The following is a 20,415-nucleotide window of genomic DNA, read 5'->3' as shown; positions in this document are numbered from 1 at the left end:
AAGCTTTAGATAATTCTTGAGAAGCTTTGGGTCTGCTCCACACGATACCGGTCAAATACTTTGCAGATCCCCCTGATGAGAAGACGCCCCGCCGGGTGTATGCGAACAAGTTCCTCGCCGTTTTCTGTTCCAAACTGAACCAGACCGTCCTCTTCCATGTCCTTTAATTGAGCCAGTTCTGGCTTGAAGTATTCCTTGAACGAAATGTTGTATCGGTCTTCTATCATCTTGAAGCTGAGTTTGAAGTTGCAAATGAGCTCCATAATGATTTCACGCCTGAGAACATCGTCATCATTGAGCATCACTCCCCGTTGTACAGGCAATTTACCCTGGGAAAGTATGTCGCTATAGCCGGGGATGTCGTAGACATTTTGATAGTAAGCCCGGTCCAGCATGCTGATGCTGGATACGCCCATCGCGATCAGATCACAGTTGCCGCGAGTGGTATAGCCCTGGAAGTTGCGGTGGAGGTGGCCCTCTGACTGGGCGATGGCCAGTTCATCATCTGGCTTGGCGAAATGATCCATGCCGATGAAGCGGTAGTCGTGCCTGATCAACTGGTCTACCGAATTGCGCAGTATGCTCAGCTTCTGCTGTGGTGTTGGCAGTGTCGCCCCATCGATTCGTCGTTGCGGTTTGAATCGGTTGGGCATATGGGCGTAGTTAAACACCGACAGCCGGTCAGGTGAAAACTGGATGATTTTGTCCACGGTTCTGGCAAAAGTGGATTCTGTCTGGAAGGGCAGACCGTAAATCAGATCAATATTGATTGAGCGGAACCCCAGCTCCCGGGCTTTGGTCAGGACATGGAGCGTGAGTTCTTCGCTTTGTACACGGTTTACGGCTTTCTGCACTTTGGGATCGAAATCCTGTACTCCCAGGCTGATTCGATTGAATCCTATTTCCCGGAGAACGGTGAGTGTTTCGTCGTCCGCTTCACGGGGATCGATTTCAATGGAGTAGTCACCCTGATCATCGGGGAGCAACCTGAAAAGCTCACGGGTGCGTGTCATGAGTTCACGCATTTGGTCAGGGCTGAGGAATGTTGGCGTACCTCCGCCCCAGTGGAGTTGCTCTACCAGGCGGGAATTTCCATCCTGATCCTTCGAAAACAGGGCAGCTTGAAGAACCATTTCCCTGTAGAGCTGGTCCAGGTAAGGCTGAGCCTGTTCACGGCGTTTAGTCACGATTTTGTTGCAGGCGCAGTAATAACAAAGCCTGGCACAGAAAGGGATGTGGAAATACAGCGACAATGGCTTGGCAGTTAACCGGGAGACGCTGGCGGCGTCAAAAACATCCTGATGGCTGAAGCCGGGCTGAAATTCCATTGCGGTTGGATAGGATGTGTATCGGGGACCCTGTAAATCGTATTTACGGATTAATTGTTCATTCCAGTAAATGTTGTCCACGTAAAACTGCCTCCCACCGGGTTAATTCAATGCTCCGGGCAGTTTAAATACTTACGTGACGGACAGCCTTGATATGTATCAATGTGGCAGACGGACGTCGAGTGATGAGAACAGGCTCGTTGGCAATATCCTGGTGAAAGGGCCTCGCTATTAATGGTTAGCTGAATAGTGGTTACCGGATAAGTACCTACCTGAATAGTGGATAGCGGAGCAGTAGAAACAGGATAAGTACTAACCGGATTAATGGATACCGGATTAGTGATTACCGGGTTCGTCGGCATGTTGTTCAGGAGACATCTTATGGGAGTGTGAGGAGGAATCTCCCTGGCTTGTGAACAGTTTCGGCCAGCCGACGGGCAGGCTCCAGATACCAAAAATAATCAGGCCGACGGCAAAAACGCGCCTGACAGATAGTCGACTGAGCCAGCGGCGGAGGTGATAGGCGAACAGTCCGGCGGCCAACATGCTGGGGAGCGTGCCGAGTCCAAATCCAAACATCAGCATGGCGGCTCTATTGGAATCCGCTGAGCTCATGGCCCAGGCGAGAGCGCTGTATACCAGACCGCACGGCAGCCAGCCCCAGATCATCCCCAGGAAAAAACCTGCCCCGGGGCCGGATTTACCGCGGAGCCTGTTCGACAGTGGGGTCAGTAATCGCCAAAGCTTTGAGCCGAGTTTTTCGATATGTACGAGTCCGGACCACCATTGTCCGACGTAAAGCCCCATCATGATCAAAAGCGTGCCGGCGATGGAACGGAGAATAATCAACGCCGTCATGTTCAGGGCCAGTGCAGCACCAATTGTACCGGCAAGGAATCCTATGATTGTGTAGCTGGTGAGGCGACCCAGGTTAAATATCAGGAGAGGGCCAAGTAATCCTTGGCGTCCTGATGTTGCTGATGTTGCTATAGCTCCGGACGGGGTGCTTCTGGTGTCATTGTCGAGATTAAATGAGTGGGCGCTGGCGATACCTCCGCACATCCCCAGGCAATGGCCGCTGCCCATGAGGCCAATCAGCAGCGCAGACAGGAACAGGGCAACATCGACCATCATAAAGACTTATCCGTTGAATCCTGGTTCGATGAAGCCTGGTTTTGCTGTTCAGGTGTTTCACTTGCTTTGTCAGAGGCGTCTTTTGAGGTGGTGGGTTCCATGTGCTTGTCGTCATCAAACAGAATGCTGTGGGCAGGTCCTTTGAGGTCGTCATATTGACCGGATTTAACCGCCCAGCGAAATATCAGAACCGCGATGGTCAGCAGTAGAATGGAAAGTGGTATCAGGACAAAAAGAATTTGCATGGAATTGAGGCTGCCTCCGTCACTTCAAGGTCACTTTCTGGAACCTGACAGTCTAAGGGCGTTAAGCACGACGATCAACGAACTCACCGACATACCGATCGCGGCCGCCCAGGGGGCAATATATCCAGCCGCGGCCAGGGGCAGGGCAATCAGGTTGTAGACCAGTGCCCAGGTGAGGTTTTGCCGTATGACACGGAACGTTGAGCGGGCTTTTTCGAGTGCAAATACCAGGGTGTTGAGATCAGTATTCAGAATAACGGCATCGGCTTTAATCTGGGTGAGATCGGAGGCATTTTGCATGGCAATGGATAAATGCGAGCCGGCCATGGCCGGCACGTCGTTGATACCGTCTCCCACCATGACAACAGTATCCCCGCTTTGTTGCCAGTGGCGGGCCTGATCGAGTTTCTGCTCCGGCGTCAGACTTTTACTCACATTGGAGATTCCGACGGACTGTGCAATTGATTCTACATGGGAAGAGCTGTCGCCGGTCAGCATGGATACTTTCAGACCACGCTCTTGCAAGGTTTTAACGGCGTCCAGAGCGCCTGTCCTCAGGGTGTCTGACAGTTGGAATATGGCAATGAGTTGTTGTCCGCGACTCAGGTAAATTCTCTGATAGGGGTCATCGACAGGCTCCTCTTTTTTCTGATCCAGTTGGCAGAATGCCGCGCTTCCCAGGCGGTATACCTGGCCTGATACTTCGCCTGAAATACCCTGGCCGGGGTATTGGGTAACGTTGTGGGCTGGACCAGAGGCAAAGGGACGAAATGCCTTGGCAACAGGGTGCGGGCTTTCCCACTCAAGGGCTCCGGCAATGGCTAACAGGGCCTCGTTAGCATCTCCGCTGAGGTTGTCGACCGACGCCACTGTGAGTTCCCCTTGGGTAAGGGTGCCTGTCTTATCGAAAACAAAGTGAGTGGCTTTGGCCAGCGTCTCCAGAACATGACCACGGCTCAATACAAAACCGGATTGGCGGAGGGCTGTCGTGGCAACGGTTAATGCTGTTGGAGTGGCAAGAGACAGAGCGCATGGGCAGGTCACGACTAATACCGACAGCATCACGGCAAATGCATGCTCAGGGTCTATTTGCCACCAGACCAGCCCAACAACGGTCGCTGTCATCAGCACTCCGGCAACGAAGAAGCTGGCAATACGGTCAGCCAGGGTGGAGAGTCTTGGGCGATCCTGAAGGGCGCGATCCACCAGCCGATTAATCGTGGAAAGATGGGAGTCTTGATCCAGGGCATCCACTCTGACAGTAATGCTGTTTTCGATATTTACGCTGCCGGAGAGTACTTTGCCGCCTTCTGAGCAGGGCTGGGGAATAAACTCTCCGGTGAGTGCCGCATTGTTGACCTTGCTTGATCCCTGAACAATCGTTCCGTCTACGGGGATGAAGTCCCCTGGCTTTAATCTGATCAGGTCTCCTACTTGAAGATCGTCCACCGGCACCATTTCGACAGAGTCATCCTCTTTTCCTGTTAACCGATAGATAAAGACGGGAGCTTTGCCTTGCAGTGTCGAGTTGGTTCTCGCTGCGGTCACCCGGGCCAGGCTTTCCAGGTAGCGTCCCAGTAACAGGAAAAAAGTGAACATGCACACGGAGTCATAGTAGACCTCTTTGCCCCCGAATACCGTAATCCAGGCACTGGAGAGGTAGGCGATGCCAATCGCAATGGCGACCGGAACGTCCATGGTCAGGTGTCGCAGCTTAAGGTCTCTTAAGGCCGCTGAGAAAAAGGGTTGGGCGGAATAGAGAACGACCGGAAGTGCGACGAGAAGGCTGATGTAGCGGAACAGATCGATCATCTGCTGGGTGTCTTCCAGCAATCCGAAGTAGGACGGGATCGCCAGCATCATATTCTGCATCATTCCGATCCCGGCAATGCCCAGGCGGATCAGGGTTTTTTTCTGTTGTTCCTGAAGTTGCTTCTCTTCCTGGCTGGCTGAGTAGGGGAAGGCATTGAAGCCGATCGAGTTGATAGCTTTGAGTATCGTACTGAGCCGGGTCTTTTGAGGGGCCCATACCAACTCGGCCCTATGGGTCGTCAGGTTGACCCAGAATTCATCGACGCCATCAAGTTTGCGAACGAATTGTTCCAAAAGCCAGACGCAGGCGGCGCAAGTGATTCCCTCAATGGAAAGCTGAATCCTGCGCTTATCCTGATCAAGCTGGCCTGAAAGCCTGTTGAGAATATCCGGCCGGTCGAAAACGCTCAGTTTTGCCTCGTCTTCCGGGGATAAGGTGTCCGGTTGTTCCAGTTCACCTTCGCGAAATTGGTAAAATTGTTCCAGGCCGCCGTCCATTACCAATCTGGCCACAGCTTCGCAGCCGTGGCAGCAGACCGGTTTGGATTCTCCATTAACCTGAATCCTGATATCTACATTGGAAGGAACAGGGTTATGACAATGGAAGCAGCGTAACGCGTCATTCATTCGTTTGAGAAACAGCGGGCTTCAATAGAATAGAGTCTTTGCGGGGAAACCATGATTCGCCTTTCAACCGCCATACTTCATCCTGATCGGATAGCTGGAGGTAACGCTTGCCATCGAGGGTGCCTTCAAAGGATCCCCGATAATGATCGCCGTTGGATACCAGCATGATATCCAGGTCCTGGCCGGACAATGTGGGATGAAGAATACGGAGTTTCAGTAACTTTCCTTCCGGTGCCAGGGACGGATCGGAAAGAGTTGCTTCAATTTCCTGTCCTGAAAACAGCAAATTGGCTGTCAAACCGAGTTCTGCAGCTTTCTGGTCTCTCTCCAGTTCCTCATTGATCATCAGGCCGTCTTTATAATAGTCATCTCTCACCAGGCTATCCTGACCGGTAACCGCCATGGTGATCATAAAGATGCCGAAAATGATGGAAGAGGCGGGGATTGCGATGAGCAGCCAAACCCATTTTTCTTTGTACCAGGGAACGCTTTGTATTTCAGTCATTGATTTCTCGTTAGAAAATTTTCAGGATTTAAGGCAGTCAACCCGTTGCTCCAGGACAGAATGCCTTACCTGATATTCAGGGTCGACGGCTTTAACGCTTCCCTTCGTAATTGTAAGGGAAGCGTGCCTGGGCTAGAACCGAATCGGGGCGGGGCCGAGGAAGCGACTTTCTGATTCATCGCTGACGTCGTCGTCATCCAGGGCCTGCACCTTGAATGAGATATCGTGGTTTCTTTCCGTCATTGATTCCGGTGGAGCTTCCACCGCCAGTGGCGCTGTCAGGAGTTCTGACGGCTGCAGTGTGTAGTCGGTTTTGCCATTGATGGCGAGCTTATCCAGACCGGAAACACTGACATGGAATGTGCGGACATCATTCGACATATTCATGATGCTCAGTGTATAGGAGTTTTCAACAAACCCTTTGCTGTTCGTTGTAAACAACGCCCCCCTGTCGCGGATAATATCCAGTTCAACCGGATTGCGCGTTCCCAGCTTGATGGCGAAGGCTGACATCATGACCACCAGCATAATGCCGTAGCCTATGGTTCTAGGGCGGATAAGTTTCGATGTCTGTCCTTCAAGAGTGTTCTCTGTGGTGTAGCTGATCAGCCCCTTGGAGTACTCCATCTTTTCCATGATGGAGTCACAGGCATCTATACAGAGAGCACAGCCAATACATTCGTACTGCAGTCCATCACGGATATCGATTCCAGTCGGGCATACCTGTACACACATTCCGCAATCAACACAGTCGCCCAAACCTTTCTCTTTGGGGTCGACACTGCGCTTACGGCTACCGCGTGGTTCGCCGCGATTCGGGTTGTAGGACACGATCATGGTGTTGCGGTCGAACATCACCGACTGGAATCGTGCATATGGACACATGTAAAGACAGACCTGCTCGCGCAACCAACCCGCATTCAGATAAGTGGCAACGGTAAAAAAGGCGATCCAGAAGTATGCCCAGCCAGAGGTGGCACTAAATGACAGAATGTCAGGAACAAGTTCCCTGATGGGATAGAAGTAGCCGACAAAGGTTAAACCGGTAGCAAAAGCGACCAACAGCCAGGCGGCGTGTTTGGCGCTTTTTTTGGCTATTTTCTGGCCACTCATCTGAGCCTGGTCGAGCTTCATTCGTTGGTTGCGGCTGCCTTCAATCTTCTCTTCCAGCCACATGAAGATAAAGGTCCAGACCGTTTGTGGGCAGGTGTAACCGCACCATACCCGTCCAAACAGGGTGGTAACAAAGAACAGGCCAAAGGCGCAGATAATCAACAGCCACGACAGGAGAACGAAGTCCTGGGGCCAGAAAGTCGTACCGAATATATGGAACTGGCGGTTAGGAAGATCGAACTGAACCAGCTGCTGACCATCTACACTGATCCAGCAGAACAGGAAGTACATCCCCATTAACATCCAGAGTGAAACGGTTCTGATTTTCTGGAAAAAGCCGGTGATTTCTTTTACGTATATTTTCTTCCGACTTTCATAGAGCTCGACCGCTTGAGGTTTATATACAGCCGCCGAGTCTGGATCAAGATTTTGAACCGGGATCTTGTCACTCATAGGGGTCTCTCATCACAATCACTTTAGCGCTGTTTACTTGTCGGAGGTTTGTAAGTCGTCCGGCACACGCCAAGCAGCGCTAAAATGACTGGAGCAGGGCGGTATTCACCGCCCTGCTTGTTGCGCGGGGGCCTGGAGGGCACCCGTGATAAGTTATTTCCCTTTAAATTTTCCCTTCTAAAAAGCTACTCGCTTTTTTGAGTCTGCTTGGACAGGCTGTATACGTAGGTAGCTACCAGGTGTATACGCTCATCACCGAGGGTTTTCTTAAAGGTTGGCATAACACCATTACGGCCTGACTTCAGAGTCATTTCAACCGCTTGCTGAGTACCGCCATATAGCCAGGTACTGTCTGTCAGGTTAGGAGCACCGACAGCCTGATTGCCTTTAGCGTCCGTACCGTGGCAGGCAACACAGTTTGCCTGGAACAGCTTGGCGCCGGCTTCAGCTTTTTCCGCATCGATATTCTGCTGACCGCTCAGGCTGCGAACATAGTTGGCCAGTTCGGTTACACCTTCTGTCCCAACAATGGCTTCCCAGGCAGGCATGGCTGCGTTACGACCGTTGGTGATGGTTTCCTTGATCTTTTCAGGAGCGCCGCCATACAACCAGTCGTTGTCTGTCAGGTTCGGGAAGCCGAAGCCGCCGTGAGCCGCAGAACCGTGGCATACCGCACAGTTGTTGAGGAAGAGGCGTTTACCCATGGTAATGGCGTCTTCGTTCTTCACCAGTTCTTCAATAGGCGTGGCTGCCAGCTCTGCGTAAAGGGGATCATAAATGGCTTTGGCGTCCGCCACTTCATTTTCCCATTGACCAGCAGATGACCAACCAAGGTACCCTTTGTAGCTACCCAGTCCTGGATACAGGAAAAGATAGAAAAGGCCGAATACGATGGTCGCCATAAAAAGATACAGCCACCATTTGGGCATGGGATTGTCGTACTCCTCGATACCATCGAAGGAGTGGCCCATGGTTTCTTCTGTTTCAGTATGGAACTTCTGGCTTTTGCGTGTCGCCCACAACAGCCAGGCACAACCGAATATTGATCCGAGAACGATAAAGCTTATCCACCCGGTCCAGAAACTATTCATCGTTATTTAGTCTCCGTTTCTTTTAACGTTTTTTTGTCCGTCTCTTCGTCGGCGAAGGGCAGGTTGGCAGCTTCATCGAAAGTTTTCTTTCTTTTACTGCTATAAGCCCAAATCACCAGACCGATAAAGGTCACCATCAACAGGATGGTGATAATGCCGCGGACAGTGTTGATATCCATTGTTTCTTACCGTTTGCTCGAGATGACGGTGCCAAGCTGTTGCAGATAAGCGACTACCGCTTCAATCTCGTACTTGCCGTCCACCATTTCTGCTGCACCGGCGATGTCTTCGTCAGTGTAAGGCACGCCTACAGTGCGCAGAGCTTCCATCTTGGGTGCCGTTGCTGATGGGTCCACTTTGGAAGTGAACAGCCAAGGGAATGCAGGCATGTTGGATTCGGGAACAACATCACGAGGATTGTAGAGGTGTGCACGGTGCCAGGCATCGCTGTAGCGGCCACCCACACGCGCCAGATCAGGTCCGGTACGCTTGGAGCCCCACAGGAACGGGTGTTCGTAAACAGATTCACCGGCAACGGAATAGTGACCGTAGCGCTCGGTTTCTGCCCGGAACGGACGAACCATCTGGGTGTGGCAAACAGTACAGCCTTCACGGATGAAGATATCACGTCCTTCAAGCTGCAGTGCGTTTAGGGGTTTGAGTCCTTCAACGGGCTTGGTTACTTCGTTAGTGAAGAACAGAGGGACGATCTCAACCAGTACACCAAAACTGATGACGATCAGAATCAGAGGGATCATCAACCCCAAATTCTTTTCGACGACTTCATGTTGCATTGATGTGTCTCCCTCTTAAGCAGTCTGCGGAACAGCCGCGGCATCGTCAGCCACAGCGTCACGTTGACGGACAGTTCTATAAACGTTGTAGGCCATGATCAGCATACCGGTCAGGAATACCGCTCCACCGAGCACCCTGACGGTGTAACCCGGATAGCTGGCTTTCAGCGCCTGAACAAAGGTGTACTGCAGGGTGCCGTCAGCGTTAACCGCACGCCACATCAGACCCTGCATGATGCCGTTGACCCACATGGCAGCGATGTAAAGCACTGTACCGATGGTGGCCAGCCAGAAGTGAACGTTGACCAGGTTGGTGCTGTACATGGATTTCAGACCATAGAGGCGGGGAATCAGGTGGTACAGGGCACCGATGGAAATCATGGCAACCCAGCCCAAAGCACCGGAATGCACGTGGCCGATAGTCCAGTCAGTATTATGGGACAGTGCGTTCACTGTCTTGATGGACATCATAGGCCCTTCGAATGTGGACATGCCGTAGAAACTCAGGGAAACGACCAGGAAGCGAAGAACCGGATCAGTACGCAGTTTGTGCCAGGCACCTGACAGGGTCATCATGCCGTTGATCATACCGCCCCAGGAAGGTGCCAGCAGAATCAGGGACATTACCATACCTGCACTTTGTGCCCAGTCTGGCAGCGCACTGTAGTGAAGGTGGTGAGCACCGGCCCAGACGTAGATGCTGATCAGCGCCCAGAAGTGCACGATAGAAAGACGATAGGAGTATACAGGGCGTTCCGCCTGCTTAGGCACGAAGTAGTACATCATGCCAAGGAAACCGGCTGTCAGGAAGAATCCAACCGCGTTGTGCCCATACCACCACTGAACCATGGCGTCGATGGCACCTGCATATACCGAATAGGATTTCATGGCAGAGACCGGGATCGCCATGCTGTTACCGATGTGCAGTACGGCAACTGTCAGAATGAATGCACCAAAAAACCAGTTGGCTACATAGATGTGCTTCATCTTACGTTTGGCGATAGTACCGAAGAATACGAGGGCATATGACACCCATACCAGAGTGATCAGAATATCGATCGGCCACTCAAGTTCGGCGTATTCTTTGGAAGTGGTGTATCCCAGCGGCAGTGTGATGGCTGCTGCTACAATCACTGCCTGCCATCCCCAGAAAGTAAATGCTGCAAGACCATCGGAGAACAGTCGGGCCTGGGACGTTCGCTGTACCACATAATATGAGGTGGCGAAAAGCGCACACCCGCCAAAGGCAAAGATGACGGCGTTGGTGTGAAGCGGCCTCAGTCGACCGAAGTGGAACCATGGATAGTGTGTGTTAAGCTCTGGCCATACAAGTTGAGCTGCAATGAGCACACCTACGGCCATGCCCACAACACCCCAAACAACTGTCATGATGGCAAATTGGCGCACCACCTTATAGTTGTAGGTCTCGTTAGCACTTGCTGTATTCATTACTGATTATTCCATACCCTGAGTTTTGGTTGAATGGCGCTAAATCTCGCTGCTGGTGAAGATCAGCACTTCCTGTGGCTCCGGTAACCGCCAAATTCAGCGGCTGGAAGAGGGTTGTCTTCCACGGTCTCCCCTCGACAGCGGGGCGAAGCATAAGAGTTGAGCATTAGACATGTCAACCGAATATACCGCCCGAACTCATTATCAATACTGAAGGTTTCTCCACTTTGATATGAGTCAAGAGGGGAATGTTTTGGGCATAATGATAGTGCTTTCTTTTTAATGACGCTAATTAACAAGCGATCTGAAAGCGACATTTTGGGGCAGGCAAGACTGTTAATGGAAATCTGGCAACCGTCGGCCGCGCTCAGTTAGGATGACCGCGGCCCTATCTGTAGGCGATCGTCCGTTATAAACGATCAAAAGATGTTGGCAAGCATCATTAAGTGAAATTTCAGGCGTAACTCATGACTTATATATATAACGGTAGCCGGAAGGCTCCAAATATCCTGTTACTGGCTCATGGCGCAGGAGCGCCAATGGACAGCGAGTTTATGGATCACATGGCGGCAGTCATTGCGGGTGATGATATCTCCGTCGTGAGATTCGAATTCCCTTATATGGCCAAGCGTCGCGAAGATGGTCGTAAGCGTCCGCCAGACCGGCAACCCAAGTTACTTGAATCTTTTATGGCAGCAGTGTCGGCATGTGATAGCCGGGCTCGGGTATTTGTCGGTGGTAAATCAATGGGAGGGCGCATGGCCAGCCTCCTGGTGGACGAGTTTGGTCGGGATATTTCAAATCTCTCCGGTTGGTGTGCACTGGGCTATCCGTTTCATCCGCCGGGCAAGCCGGAAAATCTAAGGACCGAACACTTGGGCAGGCTTAAGGCTCCGGGACTGATTATTCAGGGAAGCCGTGATCCGTTTGGAAATCAGGAAGAAGGCGTGGAAAAACACCTGGGAGCCAACATCCGGATAAGCTGGGCGATGGATGGTAATCATGATCTGGCTCCGCGAAAGTCCAGTGGAGTAACGACAGAAGAAAATTGGAATAATGCCGCCCGGGAAATTCGAGAGTTCATATTGGGAGCATGACAGCTAATCGAGAGAGTAGTTGGTACTTGGAAGTATGGCAGGTTGGAAGTATGGCTGGTATGTGGCCTGGAGCTTATTGATAGGCGCCAGGCCATGGAATGTATTGGTGAACCGATTATAATGCCCGCACCTCAACGGAGTGCCATACAGGTTTTCCCCGTCTTCATTCATATTGGATCATCGAGAATGTATCAAAAGCTCAAAACCACCGGCCTACTTGCCTATTGCCGCAAGGGATTTGAAAAAGAGTGCCTGCAGGAACTTCAGAGTGTTGCCGGACAAAGGTTGGTGTATGGGTACAGCGCTATACAGGAACATCAGGGGTGGGTGTATTGGAAAGTATCTCAAGGGGATGTGGGCAAGCTCTATGGTGAGATTGAGGCTGATAAGCTTGTGTTCTCCAGGCAACTTTACCTGGTTGTCGGGGAAGTGGAGGCGGAAAGTCCCAAAGACCGAGTGTCTCCGGTGGTCAGTGCTTTGAGGGATAGTGGAGGGCGATTCGGCTACTTGTCAGTGGAAGCGCCAGGAGACGATGAAAAAGGATCTCTGCGGACCTTGAGCAAGAAGCTCGTGGCACCGATGAGTGCTGCGATGAAGTCCCAGGGAATGTTATCTGCAAAGCCGGATTCACGCCTGCCGACCTGTTTTGTCGTGTGTCTTAGCGGACAGCACTTTATTTTGGCTGTTGGTGCTTCGCCGACGTTGAGTGCTTTTGCTGAGGGAATTCCCCGGTTACGTTTTGATGCTGAGGCTCCCAGTCGCTCGGCCCTTAAAATCGAAGAGGCCTTTATGGTCATGTTGAGTCCCCACGAGAAATCCTTTGTGTTGAAACGAGGACAAAAAGGGGTCGATCTGGGAGCCGCTCCTGGGGGCTGGACGTGGTATATGGTTAATCAGGGCGTCAAAATGACCGCCGTTGACCATGGCGCGTTAGCGCCGTCTTTGATGCAGGATGCAGATGTTTCCTATGTTGCCGCCGATGGCTATGTATACAAACCCGGTAGATCTGTGGATTGGGTGGTTTGCGACATTGTGGATAAGCCCATGCGGACGCTGGAGCGAATGGCTGACTGGCTGGTGTATGGCTGGAGCAGGTATGCTCTGTTTAATCTCAAACTCCCCATGAAGACCCGGTTTGACGCGGTTGAGGCCTGTCTGCAGAAACTGCAGGAGCGGCTTGAAAGTGCCAATATTGAAGCGGAAGTCAGAATCAAGCAGTTATATCACGATCGGGAAGAGGTGACGGTAATTGTTTTGACAGCCCCTTTTCCCGATGCAACTCATTAATGGTCGTCGCCTGAACCAGACCCTTAATCGTAGTGGTCCAATAAGGTGACCTTTTCTTCTCTCTCAAGCATCGGAGCAAGTTCTGCCATCAGTGCATGTCGTTGAGGCGAACTATGCCATTGTTGCCAGTGCTGAACGGTTGCCCAGGTGCTCAAAAGCACTCGGTGTGTTGAATCCTGCATATCACGTAGCGATTCTCCGCTGATAAATCCCGGTGCCTGTACTGCGCCCTGTAGAATACGTTTTGCTGCCGTTTCATAGTGCTCTTCGAGGGAGTTGTCGACGTATCTTTCTATAATGATTCGAATCATAATGTCTTCCCTTTATCGTTATCATTCGCTGGAAATTTCTGGCTGACCAAGAGGTATCGTGCCCACAAAAAAGGCGAACACTGGTAATCACTTAGGTGACTTTTACCAGTCTTGAGCCTTCATATTGAGTATAGGACAATCCTGGGAATGTCTGGGAGAAAATCAAAAGTTAATTTTAAGAGTGATGTAGTGAATAACGCGCAAGAATACACAATCGAAGAGACTCTGGATGCTGAAGGGTTGCTATGTCCCGAGCCAGTAATGATGTTGCACAACAAGATTCGTGACATTAGTGAGGGGCAAGTGCTGGAAGTGATTGCCACAGACCCCTCAACACAGCGGGATATTCCCAAATTCTGCGAGTTTCTTGGGCATGAGTTGTTGCTGAGCGAAGAGCGGGGGAATTACTACCATTACCACATTCGCAAGTGTGAAGGATAAATAGCATATTAAAACCTGGCGGTTGCCTCAGGCAGCCACCAGTTTCAGTTCAGTCCCGTCAGGGCATCCATAACGGCATTCGCAGTCAGAATTTGAGGAAGGACAATCGGGTCCTGTCCTGAGCGATATACCACGTATAGCGGGACGCCATTGCGGCCGAAAGAGGCCAGATAGTCGGTAATCATCGGGTCGCTATTTGTCCAGTCACCTTTGATGTATGCCACCTCTTCAGATTCCAGGGTCTCTGCAACAGGGCTTTGACTCAAAACAGCATTTTCGTTCACCAGACAGCTGACACACCAGTCTGCTGTGACGTTCACGAAAACGGTTTTTCCTTCGCTGCGGTATTGTTCAATGGCGTCCTGGTGAAAGGCTGCCACCTGTTCTGTTTTTTCCGGCGTGGCCGTTGTGGAAAGTATCCAAAGTGCAAATACTGCGGCCGAAATCGCAAAGAGTCTCTCAAACCATATCGCGGGGCCTGACAGCATTCTTGCACGGCGGTGTATCCAGGCGGCAAAGGTGAGAGCGATCAAACCTGCCAATACCCAGGTCATGCCATTGATGCCTGTCTGCCTGCCTAATACCCACAATAGCCAAAGTGCGGAGAAGTATAATGGAAATGCGAGTATCTGCTTGAAGGTATCCATCCAGGCCCCGGGCTTAGGCAAGGCCTGAGCCAAAGCTGGAATGAAGGCAATAGCCAGGAATGGGGAGGCCATACCCAGACCGAGGCTGGTGAATATCAGCAGTGATATTGCTGGAGGTTGGGTAATCGCATAGCCCATGGCAGTCCCCATAAAAGGGGCGGTGCAGGGGCTGGCGACCAGTACGGCCAGTGCGCCGGTAAAGAATGCGCCTCTTTTGCCACCTTTGGTTGCCAGGCTTTCTCCTGCTCCCATCAGGCTGGTGCCAATCTCAATAAAGCCGGAGAGGCTGAGTCCCAGCAAAAACAATACGTACACCATCAGTCCGACAAACCATGGTGACTGAAGTTGGAACCCCCAACCAATACTCTCTCCGCCGGCACGCAGGACAATCAGAGCAGTGGCTATGGTCAGGAATAGAGAGACCACACCGGCGGTATAGGCCAGCGACTGCAACTTGTGCTCCTTGCGAGCAATGCCGGAGGCTTTGGCCAGCTTGAAAGCCTTAAGTGACAATACCGGGAAAACACAGGGCATCAGGTTGAGGATCAGACCGCCGGCAAAAGCAGATATGATCGCCAGAAAAAAGCCTGCCTGTGTCAGGGAGTTGTCTCCGGAGACAGGCGTATCTTTGCTGTTATTTGAGGTTTGCTGGTTGTTGTTGCTGTTTGAAGCGCCTGTAACCTCGGAGCTCTCAGGTGCAATAAAAAGAGCTGGGCGCTTCTGGGGTGGATAGCAAAGGCCGGCATCTGCGCAACCCTGATAGCCGACCGTAAATTCTACCTCTTGACCGGCGGCTGAATTAACAGGAACCCTGAACTCCGCCTCATGGTAAAACACTTTTACCAGGCCGAAATATTGGTCGTCCTTTTCCTTGCCTTCATGGAGGTAGTCGAATTCACCGATAGAAACGCTGGAATTCTGCGTCGTTACCTTCATCCGGTTTTGATAAAGGTAGTAACCGTCAGCGATTTTCCAGTGCAGAACAAGATCGTTACCTTCTACAGACGACGTAAAAATATAAGCCTCGTCCACAGGAAGAAAATCAGGTTCCTGTAAAGCGTCTGTGTTATTGTCCAGGCTGAATGCTGCGTAAGCCAAAGCCGGAAGGCATAACAGAAAGGTAAGGAGTGTCCTTATCATCGGTAGGGGGTCTCTATTCCTGGTTAACTCTCTATTCCTAGTTAACTCTTTATTCCTGGTTAAAATAGCCATGTCTCAAGTGATTCTATGGGGTTTCACATTGTTAGACATATTAGACGGCCGCCGGTTCCGAATATGTGCGCTATTTCCCCGGATTACAGTTGGTTACGTGTTGATCCTGTGGGTATAGACCAGGGTGACATAAGCGGAAGACGTAAGGAGTTTAGTGTATATAGGTGAAAGGTTCAGCCCGCTTGATATAAACTTACCAACTTTTAATCGGACCTGATCATCATAAGTGGTCTGGATATCCGGACGTTATATTTAACCTTGTAAGTAGTTTCCTTTGGTATACGAACGATTGAATAGTTCCTCTAGTCGTGACTTCGAGGGTTGTGGCTTCGAGAGCGGTCGCGCAGAATCGGCTCCTCATATGGTGGGGGTTGTCGAGGTGGAGGAACCTGTTGAAATAGAAGAGAAAGCCCGGCAATTACAGGCTGTGTTTAACGAATTGTTTGCCGTGTCTGAAAATACCATTCTGGTGGCAGGGGGCGGGGAGCCGATATATTTGCCGGCAGGGCACCCCGATTGTCGTACTACAATGAATGAAGTTTATTTTGCCCATGGATACGCCAATAGTGCTCTGCATGAGATTGCGCATTGGTGTCAGGCGGGGAAAGAGCGAAGGAAACTGGTGGATTACGGCTACTGGTATGCCCCGGACGGCAGAACTGCAGAACAGCAGGCGTTGTTTGAAAAGGTGGAAGTGAAGCCTCAGGCGATTGAATGGGTGCTGACAGAAGCCTGTGACCAGAAGTTTAATATCAGCTTCGATAACCTCAATGGGGCTGGCGGACACAACGCAGAGGCATTTAAAAAAGCGGTGCTTGAGCAGACTTTAACGTATTTAAAGGGAGGACTACCTCCCCGTGCAGAGCAATTAATGATAAGGTTCCGTCAACAATTTAAGGGCGGCCGACCGATAGAGCTGAAGCGGTTTTGTCTGGAAGCTCTGTAAATGGATATTGAAAGGCCAGGGATGATGTCTTTAATAATTAGACCTAGATAAGTTCAAAACACTATATGAATGAAAATGAAGTGGCCAGTGATACTGGCGTTCAAGAAACTACCAATGAGCAACCGCGGGTGTCCTTTTCCAGCCTTAACTTGCACCCGTCACTCAGTCAGGCGATCAGTAAGCTCAATTTTTCCCACTGCACGCCTATCCAGGGACAAACGCTACCTCACACTCTGAAAGCTGAGGACCTGATCGGCCAGGCGCAAACCGGCACAGGAAAAACAGCGGCGTTTCTGATCACCATTTTGCAACGCATCGTTGCCAATCCCATTCCCGAAGAAGAGCGATATGCCAGTGAGCCGCGAGCTTTAGTTGTGGCCCCTACACGAGAGCTTGCCTTGCAGATAGAGAAGGATGCCAAGCAGCTGGCCCGGAACATGAAAGTTAATATCATGTCGGTGATTGGGGGAACCCAACTTGATCGTCAGCGCAGGCAATTACGGGACGAAGCCATTGACCTGTTGATAGCCACCCCGGGTCGTCTGTTGGATCATTTGAGCAGCCGCGATATCTATCTGGATCTGGTGGAAGTGCTGGTTCTGGACGAAGCTGACCGTATGCTGGACATGGGCTTTATTCCAGATGTTAAAAGAATTGTGAGGGCAACTCCCCGAACCAGGCAAACCCTGCTGTTCAGTGCGACTTTCAGTGAAGACATTCTTAACCTGGCGCGCCGCTGGACTGAAGATGCCGTGGAGATCATGCTGGTGTCCGAAGTTAAGCCGGCGGAAACCGTCGATCAGCGCGTGTACATGGTGGAAAGCAGTCGCAAGCAAAAACTTCTGGTTAATCTCCTGAAGCAGGAAGGTGCTGAGAAGGTGATTGTGTTTTGTAACCGGCGGGACGAAACCAGGCGGCTCTGCGAAAACCTGAATAAGCAGAATATCAGCAGCGAGATGATTTCCGGTGAACTACAGCAGCAGAAACGGCTCAGGACCCTGGAAAAATTCCGTAAAGGCGATTTTAAGGTATTAGTTGCCACCGATGTGGCCGGCCGGGGAATCCATATAGACGGTGTCACGCACGTTATTAATTACAACCTGCCGGATGATCCTGAAGACTATGTGCATCGAATCGGTCGTACCGGTCGTGCGGGAGCATCAGGAATCTCCATCAGCTTTGCCTGCGAAGATGATTCATTTTTGATCCCGGATCTCGAAGGCTACCTGGGACAAAGTCTCAAACTGATTCATCCGGATGACAGCCTCGTTAACTGATCACAACTGATACAAGAAAAGGAAGTGAAATGAAAATTGTCGCCGATGAGAATATACCTCTCGTGCCACAGTTTTTTGCCAGTATTGGTGAAATCCAGACCTACCCCGGACGGGGCATTACACCAGAGCATGTACGCGATGCAGATATTCTGCTGGTGCGCTCTATCACTCAGGTGAACCGTCAATTGCTGGAGGGCAGCCGGGTCAGGTTTGTTGGAACGACGACTATTGGTTTGGACCATGTTGATACTGAGTATCTGAACGAGTGCGGGATCGCATACAGCAATGCTCCGGGGTGCAATGCCAGTGCCGTGGTGGAGTATGTGGTGGGAACCCTATCGGTGCTTGCAGATGAACTTGGCTTCGAGCTGGAAAGCAAGAGTGTCGGAATTATCGGTCGCGGTGCTATTGGTTCGAAGTTGGAAAAAGCCCTGACTTCTCTTGGGATGAAGGTTTTATCAAATGACCCCCCTAAAGAAAATGAGGGGGAAGAAGGCCTTTATCCACTGGAAGAGGTGCTTCAGTGTGACGTGATTTCACTTCATGTTCCGCTCGTGGAAGAAGGGGAGTATCAAACTCACCACCTTATGAATCATCAGGTCCTGAGTGGTTTGAGGGGAGATCAGATTCTGATCAACTCCAGCCGGGGTGACGTGATCGATGAAGCGGCGCTAAAGCAAAGACTGCAGGAGGAGAATCCACCAACGGTGGTGCTGGACGTCTTTAACGGCGAGCCTGTGGTGGATACAGAACTGGCAGACCTGTGTCATTTCGTGACCCCTCATATTGCTGGTTATACGCTGGATGGCAAAGTTGCGGGAACTGAGATGGTTTACAAAAGCTTTTGCCGCTATTTGGGGTTGCCTGAAAGACATAAGCTGGGGCAATTTTTGCCGGAACCGCCATTGAAGAAGCTGGCTTTTTCCTCTGGCGCAGATCCGTTCTGGGCTCTGCATACCGCTATCCGGACTTGTTACGATGTACGCCATGATGACAGTAATCTGCGGCGGACCTTAAGGCTGCCCGAAGCGGAACGCGGGAAAGCGTTTGATGAGCTGCGCAAGGGGTATCGTGTAAGGAGAGGTTTTGAGCAGGTGAAAGTTGTGCTCAAAGGCGGAAAAGTGGAGCTGCTGAATAAGTTGTCAGCAGTGGGATTTAATATCCAAAGCAAGTAGTGAGATCAGTAGAGCGGTAAAGCCCTGGAATGACGCGCTACCGCTTTACTTTGACAGCCAAGTGTCCCTTGTGCCAGGGCTCCCAGGCGTGTTCAAGATCCTTGAGGGCCTGTCTGATCATCGTTTCCGTAATCGGAATTTCCTTCCCGTTTTCATCAATGATGGCTGCACCGTTAAGTGGGGTGTTTCCCAGATTCAGTTCTTCCATCTTTTCTTTGTTTAAGGCATACATTACGACCACCTCTTTGATTTAGCGGAAGACTAGCGTTCCCATGTGACACCTTTGTTAAAACTCCTTTTCTACCGGGCTGCCTGCGGGAACGACGGCTCAGATGTACGCGCTTCTTTTGATAAGAGGCGTTGTTGCTCAAGGCTCCGACTCTAGAACCGCTGTTACCGGAAGCATTGTCATAAGACATAGTTTAGCATCGAAAGTCTGCGATCAACTTATGGGAGGTTGGCTTCTGATGTCTCTATTTTTGACATGTTTTCTGGGTAGTTGCTGTTATTTCTTGATTGCCCGGAAGTTTTTGTAAAACCCATGGAGTAAGCTCGATTTGTCAATCAATGCAAATTCATTCCAGGTTGAGAAGCTAGCTGATCTGAGAGAGGGTAGGGTTCAATATGAGTGAGTATGGCGATAAGTTTGGTAAAATTCTCGCAGTATTGTGACTCTCTCCTATACTTTAAAAATGCTTTATTGACTGTTTATCAGAAACTTAGCTCGATCTTTTCTTTCATAGGCAAGCTTAGTGGTAAAAGTGGCAGAGTCTCCGGAGAATAAATCCTCAAGCACCGTTCAGGAAATGCAGTTACCATTTGAAAAAATGGGATTGCGTATTGGCGATCCTTTGCATTTGGAGGGTGTGGACCATGGTGGTCGATATCATGTGAAATTGATTGGCTACGCCCCTGGTCAGGGATTGATTGTCTCCATGCCGGTAGTGGATGGAAAGCAGGTGTTGCTGAAGAAGGACCGGCCGTTCACCGTAAGGTCAATGGCAAGGACCAGCGTCTTTGCATTCAACAGTTTTATCAAGCACGTTGCCATGCAACCTTTTCCTCACCTGTTTCTTGAATATCCCAAAGAGTTGATCGCTGTAGAGGTTCGAAACGCCTCAAGGCTCAAGGTGGAACTTCCCTCTATGGTCACCAGCGATTTCGACGCAGGTACCGGTGAGTGGCCAAAGGAGGCCGTCATCACGGATATCAGTAAGTCCGGTGCTGGAGTGAAAAGTGTTGAATCTTTGGGAGCATTAGGGGATGAGATAAAGCTGCAGTTCCTGGTGTCGGTGTCCGGAATATCCAAAACCTTTAAAATTTCGGCGGTTATTCGAAACAAGACGCTGCTGGACCCTGGAGAGCTGCCGTATAAATACACCTACGGTCTGCAGTACCTGGGACTGTCGGATGCGGCGAAAATTGTTCTTACCGGTTATATCTATGAGTTGCAGGCCCAGGATTACTAAGG

The 20,415-nt window shown here is 50.8% G+C and carries 20 protein-coding genes; 7 read left to right on the top strand and 13 right to left on the bottom strand.

The features are described 5' to 3' along the window. Positions 1 to 5: 5 nt before the first annotated feature. From hemN to ccoN, 10 genes are all read right to left on the bottom strand, one after another. Positions 6 to 1,409 carry an oxygen-independent coproporphyrinogen III oxidase gene (hemN, locus tag BTA51_RS07940; RefSeq protein WP_094706910.1) on the bottom strand — a complete coding sequence of 468 codons (1,404 nt, stop codon included), beginning with the start codon at positions 1,407 to 1,409 and terminating at the stop codon, positions 6 to 8. Positions 1,410 to 1,664: 255 nt separating this feature from the next. Beyond that, complete coding sequence (locus BTA51_RS07935) at positions 1,665 to 2,462, bottom strand: sulfite exporter TauE/SafE family protein (RefSeq protein ID WP_210404786.1); 798 nt, start codon at positions 2,460 to 2,462, stop codon at positions 1,665 to 1,667. Continuing rightward, positions 2,459 to 2,707: a cbb3-type cytochrome oxidase assembly protein CcoS gene (ccoS, locus tag BTA51_RS07930; RefSeq protein WP_094706909.1), complete on the bottom strand. Its 249-nt coding sequence runs from the start codon at positions 2,705 to 2,707 to the stop codon at positions 2,459 to 2,461. The genes BTA51_RS07935 and ccoS overlap by 4 nt, the downstream gene beginning before the upstream one ends. Positions 2,708 to 2,737: 30 nt before the next feature. Beyond that, positions 2,738 to 5,146 carry a heavy metal translocating P-type ATPase gene (locus BTA51_RS07925; protein WP_094706908.1) on the bottom strand — a complete coding sequence of 803 codons (2,409 nt, stop codon included), beginning with the start codon at positions 5,144 to 5,146 and terminating at the stop codon, positions 2,738 to 2,740. After that, positions 5,139 to 5,651 carry a FixH family protein gene (locus tag BTA51_RS07920; protein ID WP_094706907.1) on the bottom strand — a complete coding sequence of 171 codons (513 nt, stop codon included), beginning with the start codon at positions 5,649 to 5,651 and terminating at the stop codon, positions 5,139 to 5,141. The genes BTA51_RS07925 and BTA51_RS07920 overlap by 8 nt, the downstream gene beginning before the upstream one ends. A 132-nt stretch (positions 5,652 to 5,783) precedes the next feature. Then, on the bottom strand, positions 5,784 to 7,217 hold the full coding sequence (gene ccoG, locus BTA51_RS07915) for a cytochrome c oxidase accessory protein CcoG (RefSeq protein ID WP_094706906.1): 1,434 nt from the start codon (positions 7,215 to 7,217) through the stop codon (positions 5,784 to 5,786). Positions 7,218 to 7,402: 185 nt separating this feature from the next. Next, positions 7,403 to 8,308: a cytochrome-c oxidase, cbb3-type subunit III gene (gene ccoP / locus BTA51_RS07910; RefSeq protein ID WP_094706905.1), complete on the bottom strand. Its 906-nt coding sequence runs from the start codon at positions 8,306 to 8,308 to the stop codon at positions 7,403 to 7,405. Positions 8,309 to 8,310: 2 nt separating this feature from the next. Continuing rightward, entirely contained in the window at positions 8,311 to 8,487 is a 177-nt protein-coding gene (locus BTA51_RS07905) for a cbb3-type cytochrome c oxidase subunit 3 (RefSeq protein ID WP_094706904.1), read from the bottom strand. A 6-nt stretch (positions 8,488 to 8,493) separates the two neighbouring features. After that, on the bottom strand, positions 8,494 to 9,102 hold the full coding sequence (gene ccoO, locus BTA51_RS07900; protein ID WP_094706903.1) for a cytochrome-c oxidase, cbb3-type subunit II: 609 nt from the start codon (positions 9,100 to 9,102) through the stop codon (positions 8,494 to 8,496). Positions 9,103 to 9,117: 15 nt separating this feature from the next. Then, positions 9,118 to 10,551 carry a cytochrome-c oxidase, cbb3-type subunit I gene (gene ccoN / locus BTA51_RS07895; protein ID WP_094706902.1) on the bottom strand — a complete coding sequence of 478 codons (1,434 nt, stop codon included), beginning with the start codon at positions 10,549 to 10,551 and terminating at the stop codon, positions 9,118 to 9,120. A 467-nt stretch (positions 10,552 to 11,018) separates the two neighbouring features. Here ccoN and BTA51_RS07890 point away from each other — a divergent pair, with 467 nt between their 5' ends. Together BTA51_RS07890 and rlmM are read left to right on the top strand one after the other, a co-directional pair. Beyond that, a complete protein-coding gene (locus tag BTA51_RS07890; protein ID WP_094706901.1) occupies positions 11,019 to 11,648 on the top strand; it encodes an alpha/beta family hydrolase in 630 nt (209 codons plus the stop codon). Between the two features lie 186 nt (positions 11,649 to 11,834). Next, entirely contained in the window at positions 11,835 to 12,935 is a 1,101-nt protein-coding gene (gene rlmM, locus BTA51_RS07885) for a 23S rRNA (cytidine(2498)-2'-O)-methyltransferase RlmM (protein WP_094706900.1), read from the top strand. Between the two features lie 23 nt (positions 12,936 to 12,958). Here rlmM and BTA51_RS07880 read toward each other — a convergent pair whose 3' ends face one another. Further along, positions 12,959 to 13,246, bottom strand: a complete 288-nt coding sequence (locus BTA51_RS07880) for an antibiotic biosynthesis monooxygenase (RefSeq protein ID WP_094706899.1) — start codon at positions 13,244 to 13,246, stop codon at positions 12,959 to 12,961. A gap of 189 nt (positions 13,247 to 13,435) precedes the next feature. Here BTA51_RS07880 and tusA point away from each other — a divergent pair, with 189 nt between their 5' ends. Further along, positions 13,436 to 13,687: a sulfurtransferase TusA gene (tusA, locus tag BTA51_RS07875; protein ID WP_246840969.1), complete on the top strand. Its 252-nt coding sequence runs from the start codon at positions 13,436 to 13,438 to the stop codon at positions 13,685 to 13,687. Positions 13,688 to 13,731: 44 nt separating this feature from the next. On the opposite strand, the gene BTA51_RS07870 is transcribed toward tusA, so the two are convergent. Beyond that, positions 13,732 to 15,474 (bottom strand): protein-disulfide reductase DsbD, encoded by a 1,743-nt coding sequence (locus BTA51_RS07870; RefSeq protein ID WP_168188100.1) that lies wholly within the window; start codon positions 15,472 to 15,474, stop codon positions 13,732 to 13,734. Between the two features lie 361 nt (positions 15,475 to 15,835). Here BTA51_RS07870 and BTA51_RS07865 point away from each other — a divergent pair, with 361 nt between their 5' ends. The 3 genes from BTA51_RS07865 (at position 15,836) to pdxB (ending at position 18,944) form a co-directional block, all read left to right on the top strand. Beyond that, positions 15,836 to 16,492, top strand: a complete 657-nt coding sequence (locus tag BTA51_RS07865) for an elongation factor P hydroxylase (protein WP_246840968.1) — start codon at positions 15,836 to 15,838, stop codon at positions 16,490 to 16,492. A 65-nt stretch (positions 16,493 to 16,557) separates the two neighbouring features. Next, positions 16,558 to 17,769, top strand: a complete 1,212-nt coding sequence (locus BTA51_RS07860; RefSeq protein ID WP_094706895.1) for a DEAD/DEAH box helicase — start codon at positions 16,558 to 16,560, stop codon at positions 17,767 to 17,769. Positions 17,770 to 17,798: 29 nt separating this feature from the next. Next, positions 17,799 to 18,944: a 4-phosphoerythronate dehydrogenase PdxB gene (gene pdxB / locus BTA51_RS07855; RefSeq protein WP_094706894.1), complete on the top strand. Its 1,146-nt coding sequence runs from the start codon at positions 17,799 to 17,801 to the stop codon at positions 18,942 to 18,944. 37 nt (positions 18,945 to 18,981) lie between these two features. Here pdxB and BTA51_RS07850 read toward each other — a convergent pair whose 3' ends face one another. Further along, positions 18,982 to 19,176: a PA1571 family protein gene (locus BTA51_RS07850; protein ID WP_094706893.1), complete on the bottom strand. Its 195-nt coding sequence runs from the start codon at positions 19,174 to 19,176 to the stop codon at positions 18,982 to 18,984. A gap of 520 nt (positions 19,177 to 19,696) precedes the next feature. On the opposite strand from BTA51_RS07850, the gene BTA51_RS07845 reads away from it, so the two are divergent. Continuing rightward, positions 19,697 to 20,413, top strand: coding sequence for a flagellar brake protein (locus tag BTA51_RS07845; RefSeq protein WP_094706892.1), 717 nt, complete (start codon positions 19,697 to 19,699; stop codon positions 20,411 to 20,413). Positions 20,414 to 20,415: the final 2 nt, after the last annotated feature.

The sequence above is a fragment of the Hahella sp. CCB-MM4 genome (assembly GCF_002260525.1).
In the GTDB taxonomy this organism is placed as follows: domain Bacteria; phylum Pseudomonadota; class Gammaproteobacteria; order Pseudomonadales; family Oleiphilaceae; genus Hahella.
The sequence above is the reverse complement of the archived record's forward strand: the minus strand, read 5'-3'. Positions and strand labels throughout refer to the sequence as shown.

Coding starts and splice junctions, on each gene's coding strand:
- BTA51_RS07905 (WP_094706904.1), bottom strand. CDS start 8,487: ATGGATATCAACACTGTCCGCGGCATTATCACCATCCTGTTGATGGTG.
- BTA51_RS07920 (WP_094706907.1), bottom strand. CDS start 5,651: ATGACTGAAATACAAAGCGTTCCCTGGTACAAAGAAAAATGGGTTTGG.
- BTA51_RS07890 (WP_094706901.1), top strand. CDS start 11,019: ATGACTTATATATATAACGGTAGCCGGAAGGCTCCAAATATCCTGTTA.
- BTA51_RS07860 (WP_094706895.1), top strand. CDS start 16,558: ATGAATGAAAATGAAGTGGCCAGTGATACTGGCGTTCAAGAAACTACC.
- ccoG (WP_094706906.1), bottom strand. CDS start 7,217: ATGAGTGACAAGATCCCGGTTCAAAATCTTGATCCAGACTCGGCGGCT.
- pdxB (WP_094706894.1), top strand. CDS start 17,799: ATGAAAATTGTCGCCGATGAGAATATACCTCTCGTGCCACAGTTTTTT.
- BTA51_RS07870 (WP_168188100.1), bottom strand. CDS start 15,474: ATGATAAGGACACTCCTTACCTTTCTGTTATGCCTTCCGGCTTTGGCT.
- BTA51_RS07935 (WP_210404786.1), bottom strand. CDS start 2,462: ATGATGGTCGATGTTGCCCTGTTCCTGTCTGCGCTGCTGATTGGCCTC.
- BTA51_RS07925 (WP_094706908.1), bottom strand. CDS start 5,146: ATGAATGACGCGTTACGCTGCTTCCATTGTCATAACCCTGTTCCTTCC.
- BTA51_RS07850 (WP_094706893.1), bottom strand. CDS start 19,176: ATGTATGCCTTAAACAAAGAAAAGATGGAAGAACTGAATCTGGGAAAC.
- ccoS (WP_094706909.1), bottom strand. CDS start 2,707: ATGCAAATTCTTTTTGTCCTGATACCACTTTCCATTCTACTGCTGACC.
- ccoN (WP_094706902.1), bottom strand. CDS start 10,551: ATGAATACAGCAAGTGCTAACGAGACCTACAACTATAAGGTGGTGCGC.
- rlmM (WP_094706900.1), top strand. CDS start 11,835: ATGTATCAAAAGCTCAAAACCACCGGCCTACTTGCCTATTGCCGCAAG.
- ccoO (WP_094706903.1), bottom strand. CDS start 9,102: ATGCAACATGAAGTCGTCGAAAAGAATTTGGGGTTGATGATCCCTCTG.
- ccoP (WP_094706905.1), bottom strand. CDS start 8,308: ATGAATAGTTTCTGGACCGGGTGGATAAGCTTTATCGTTCTCGGATCA.
- BTA51_RS07880 (WP_094706899.1), bottom strand. CDS start 13,246: ATGATTCGAATCATTATAGAAAGATACGTCGACAACTCCCTCGAAGAG.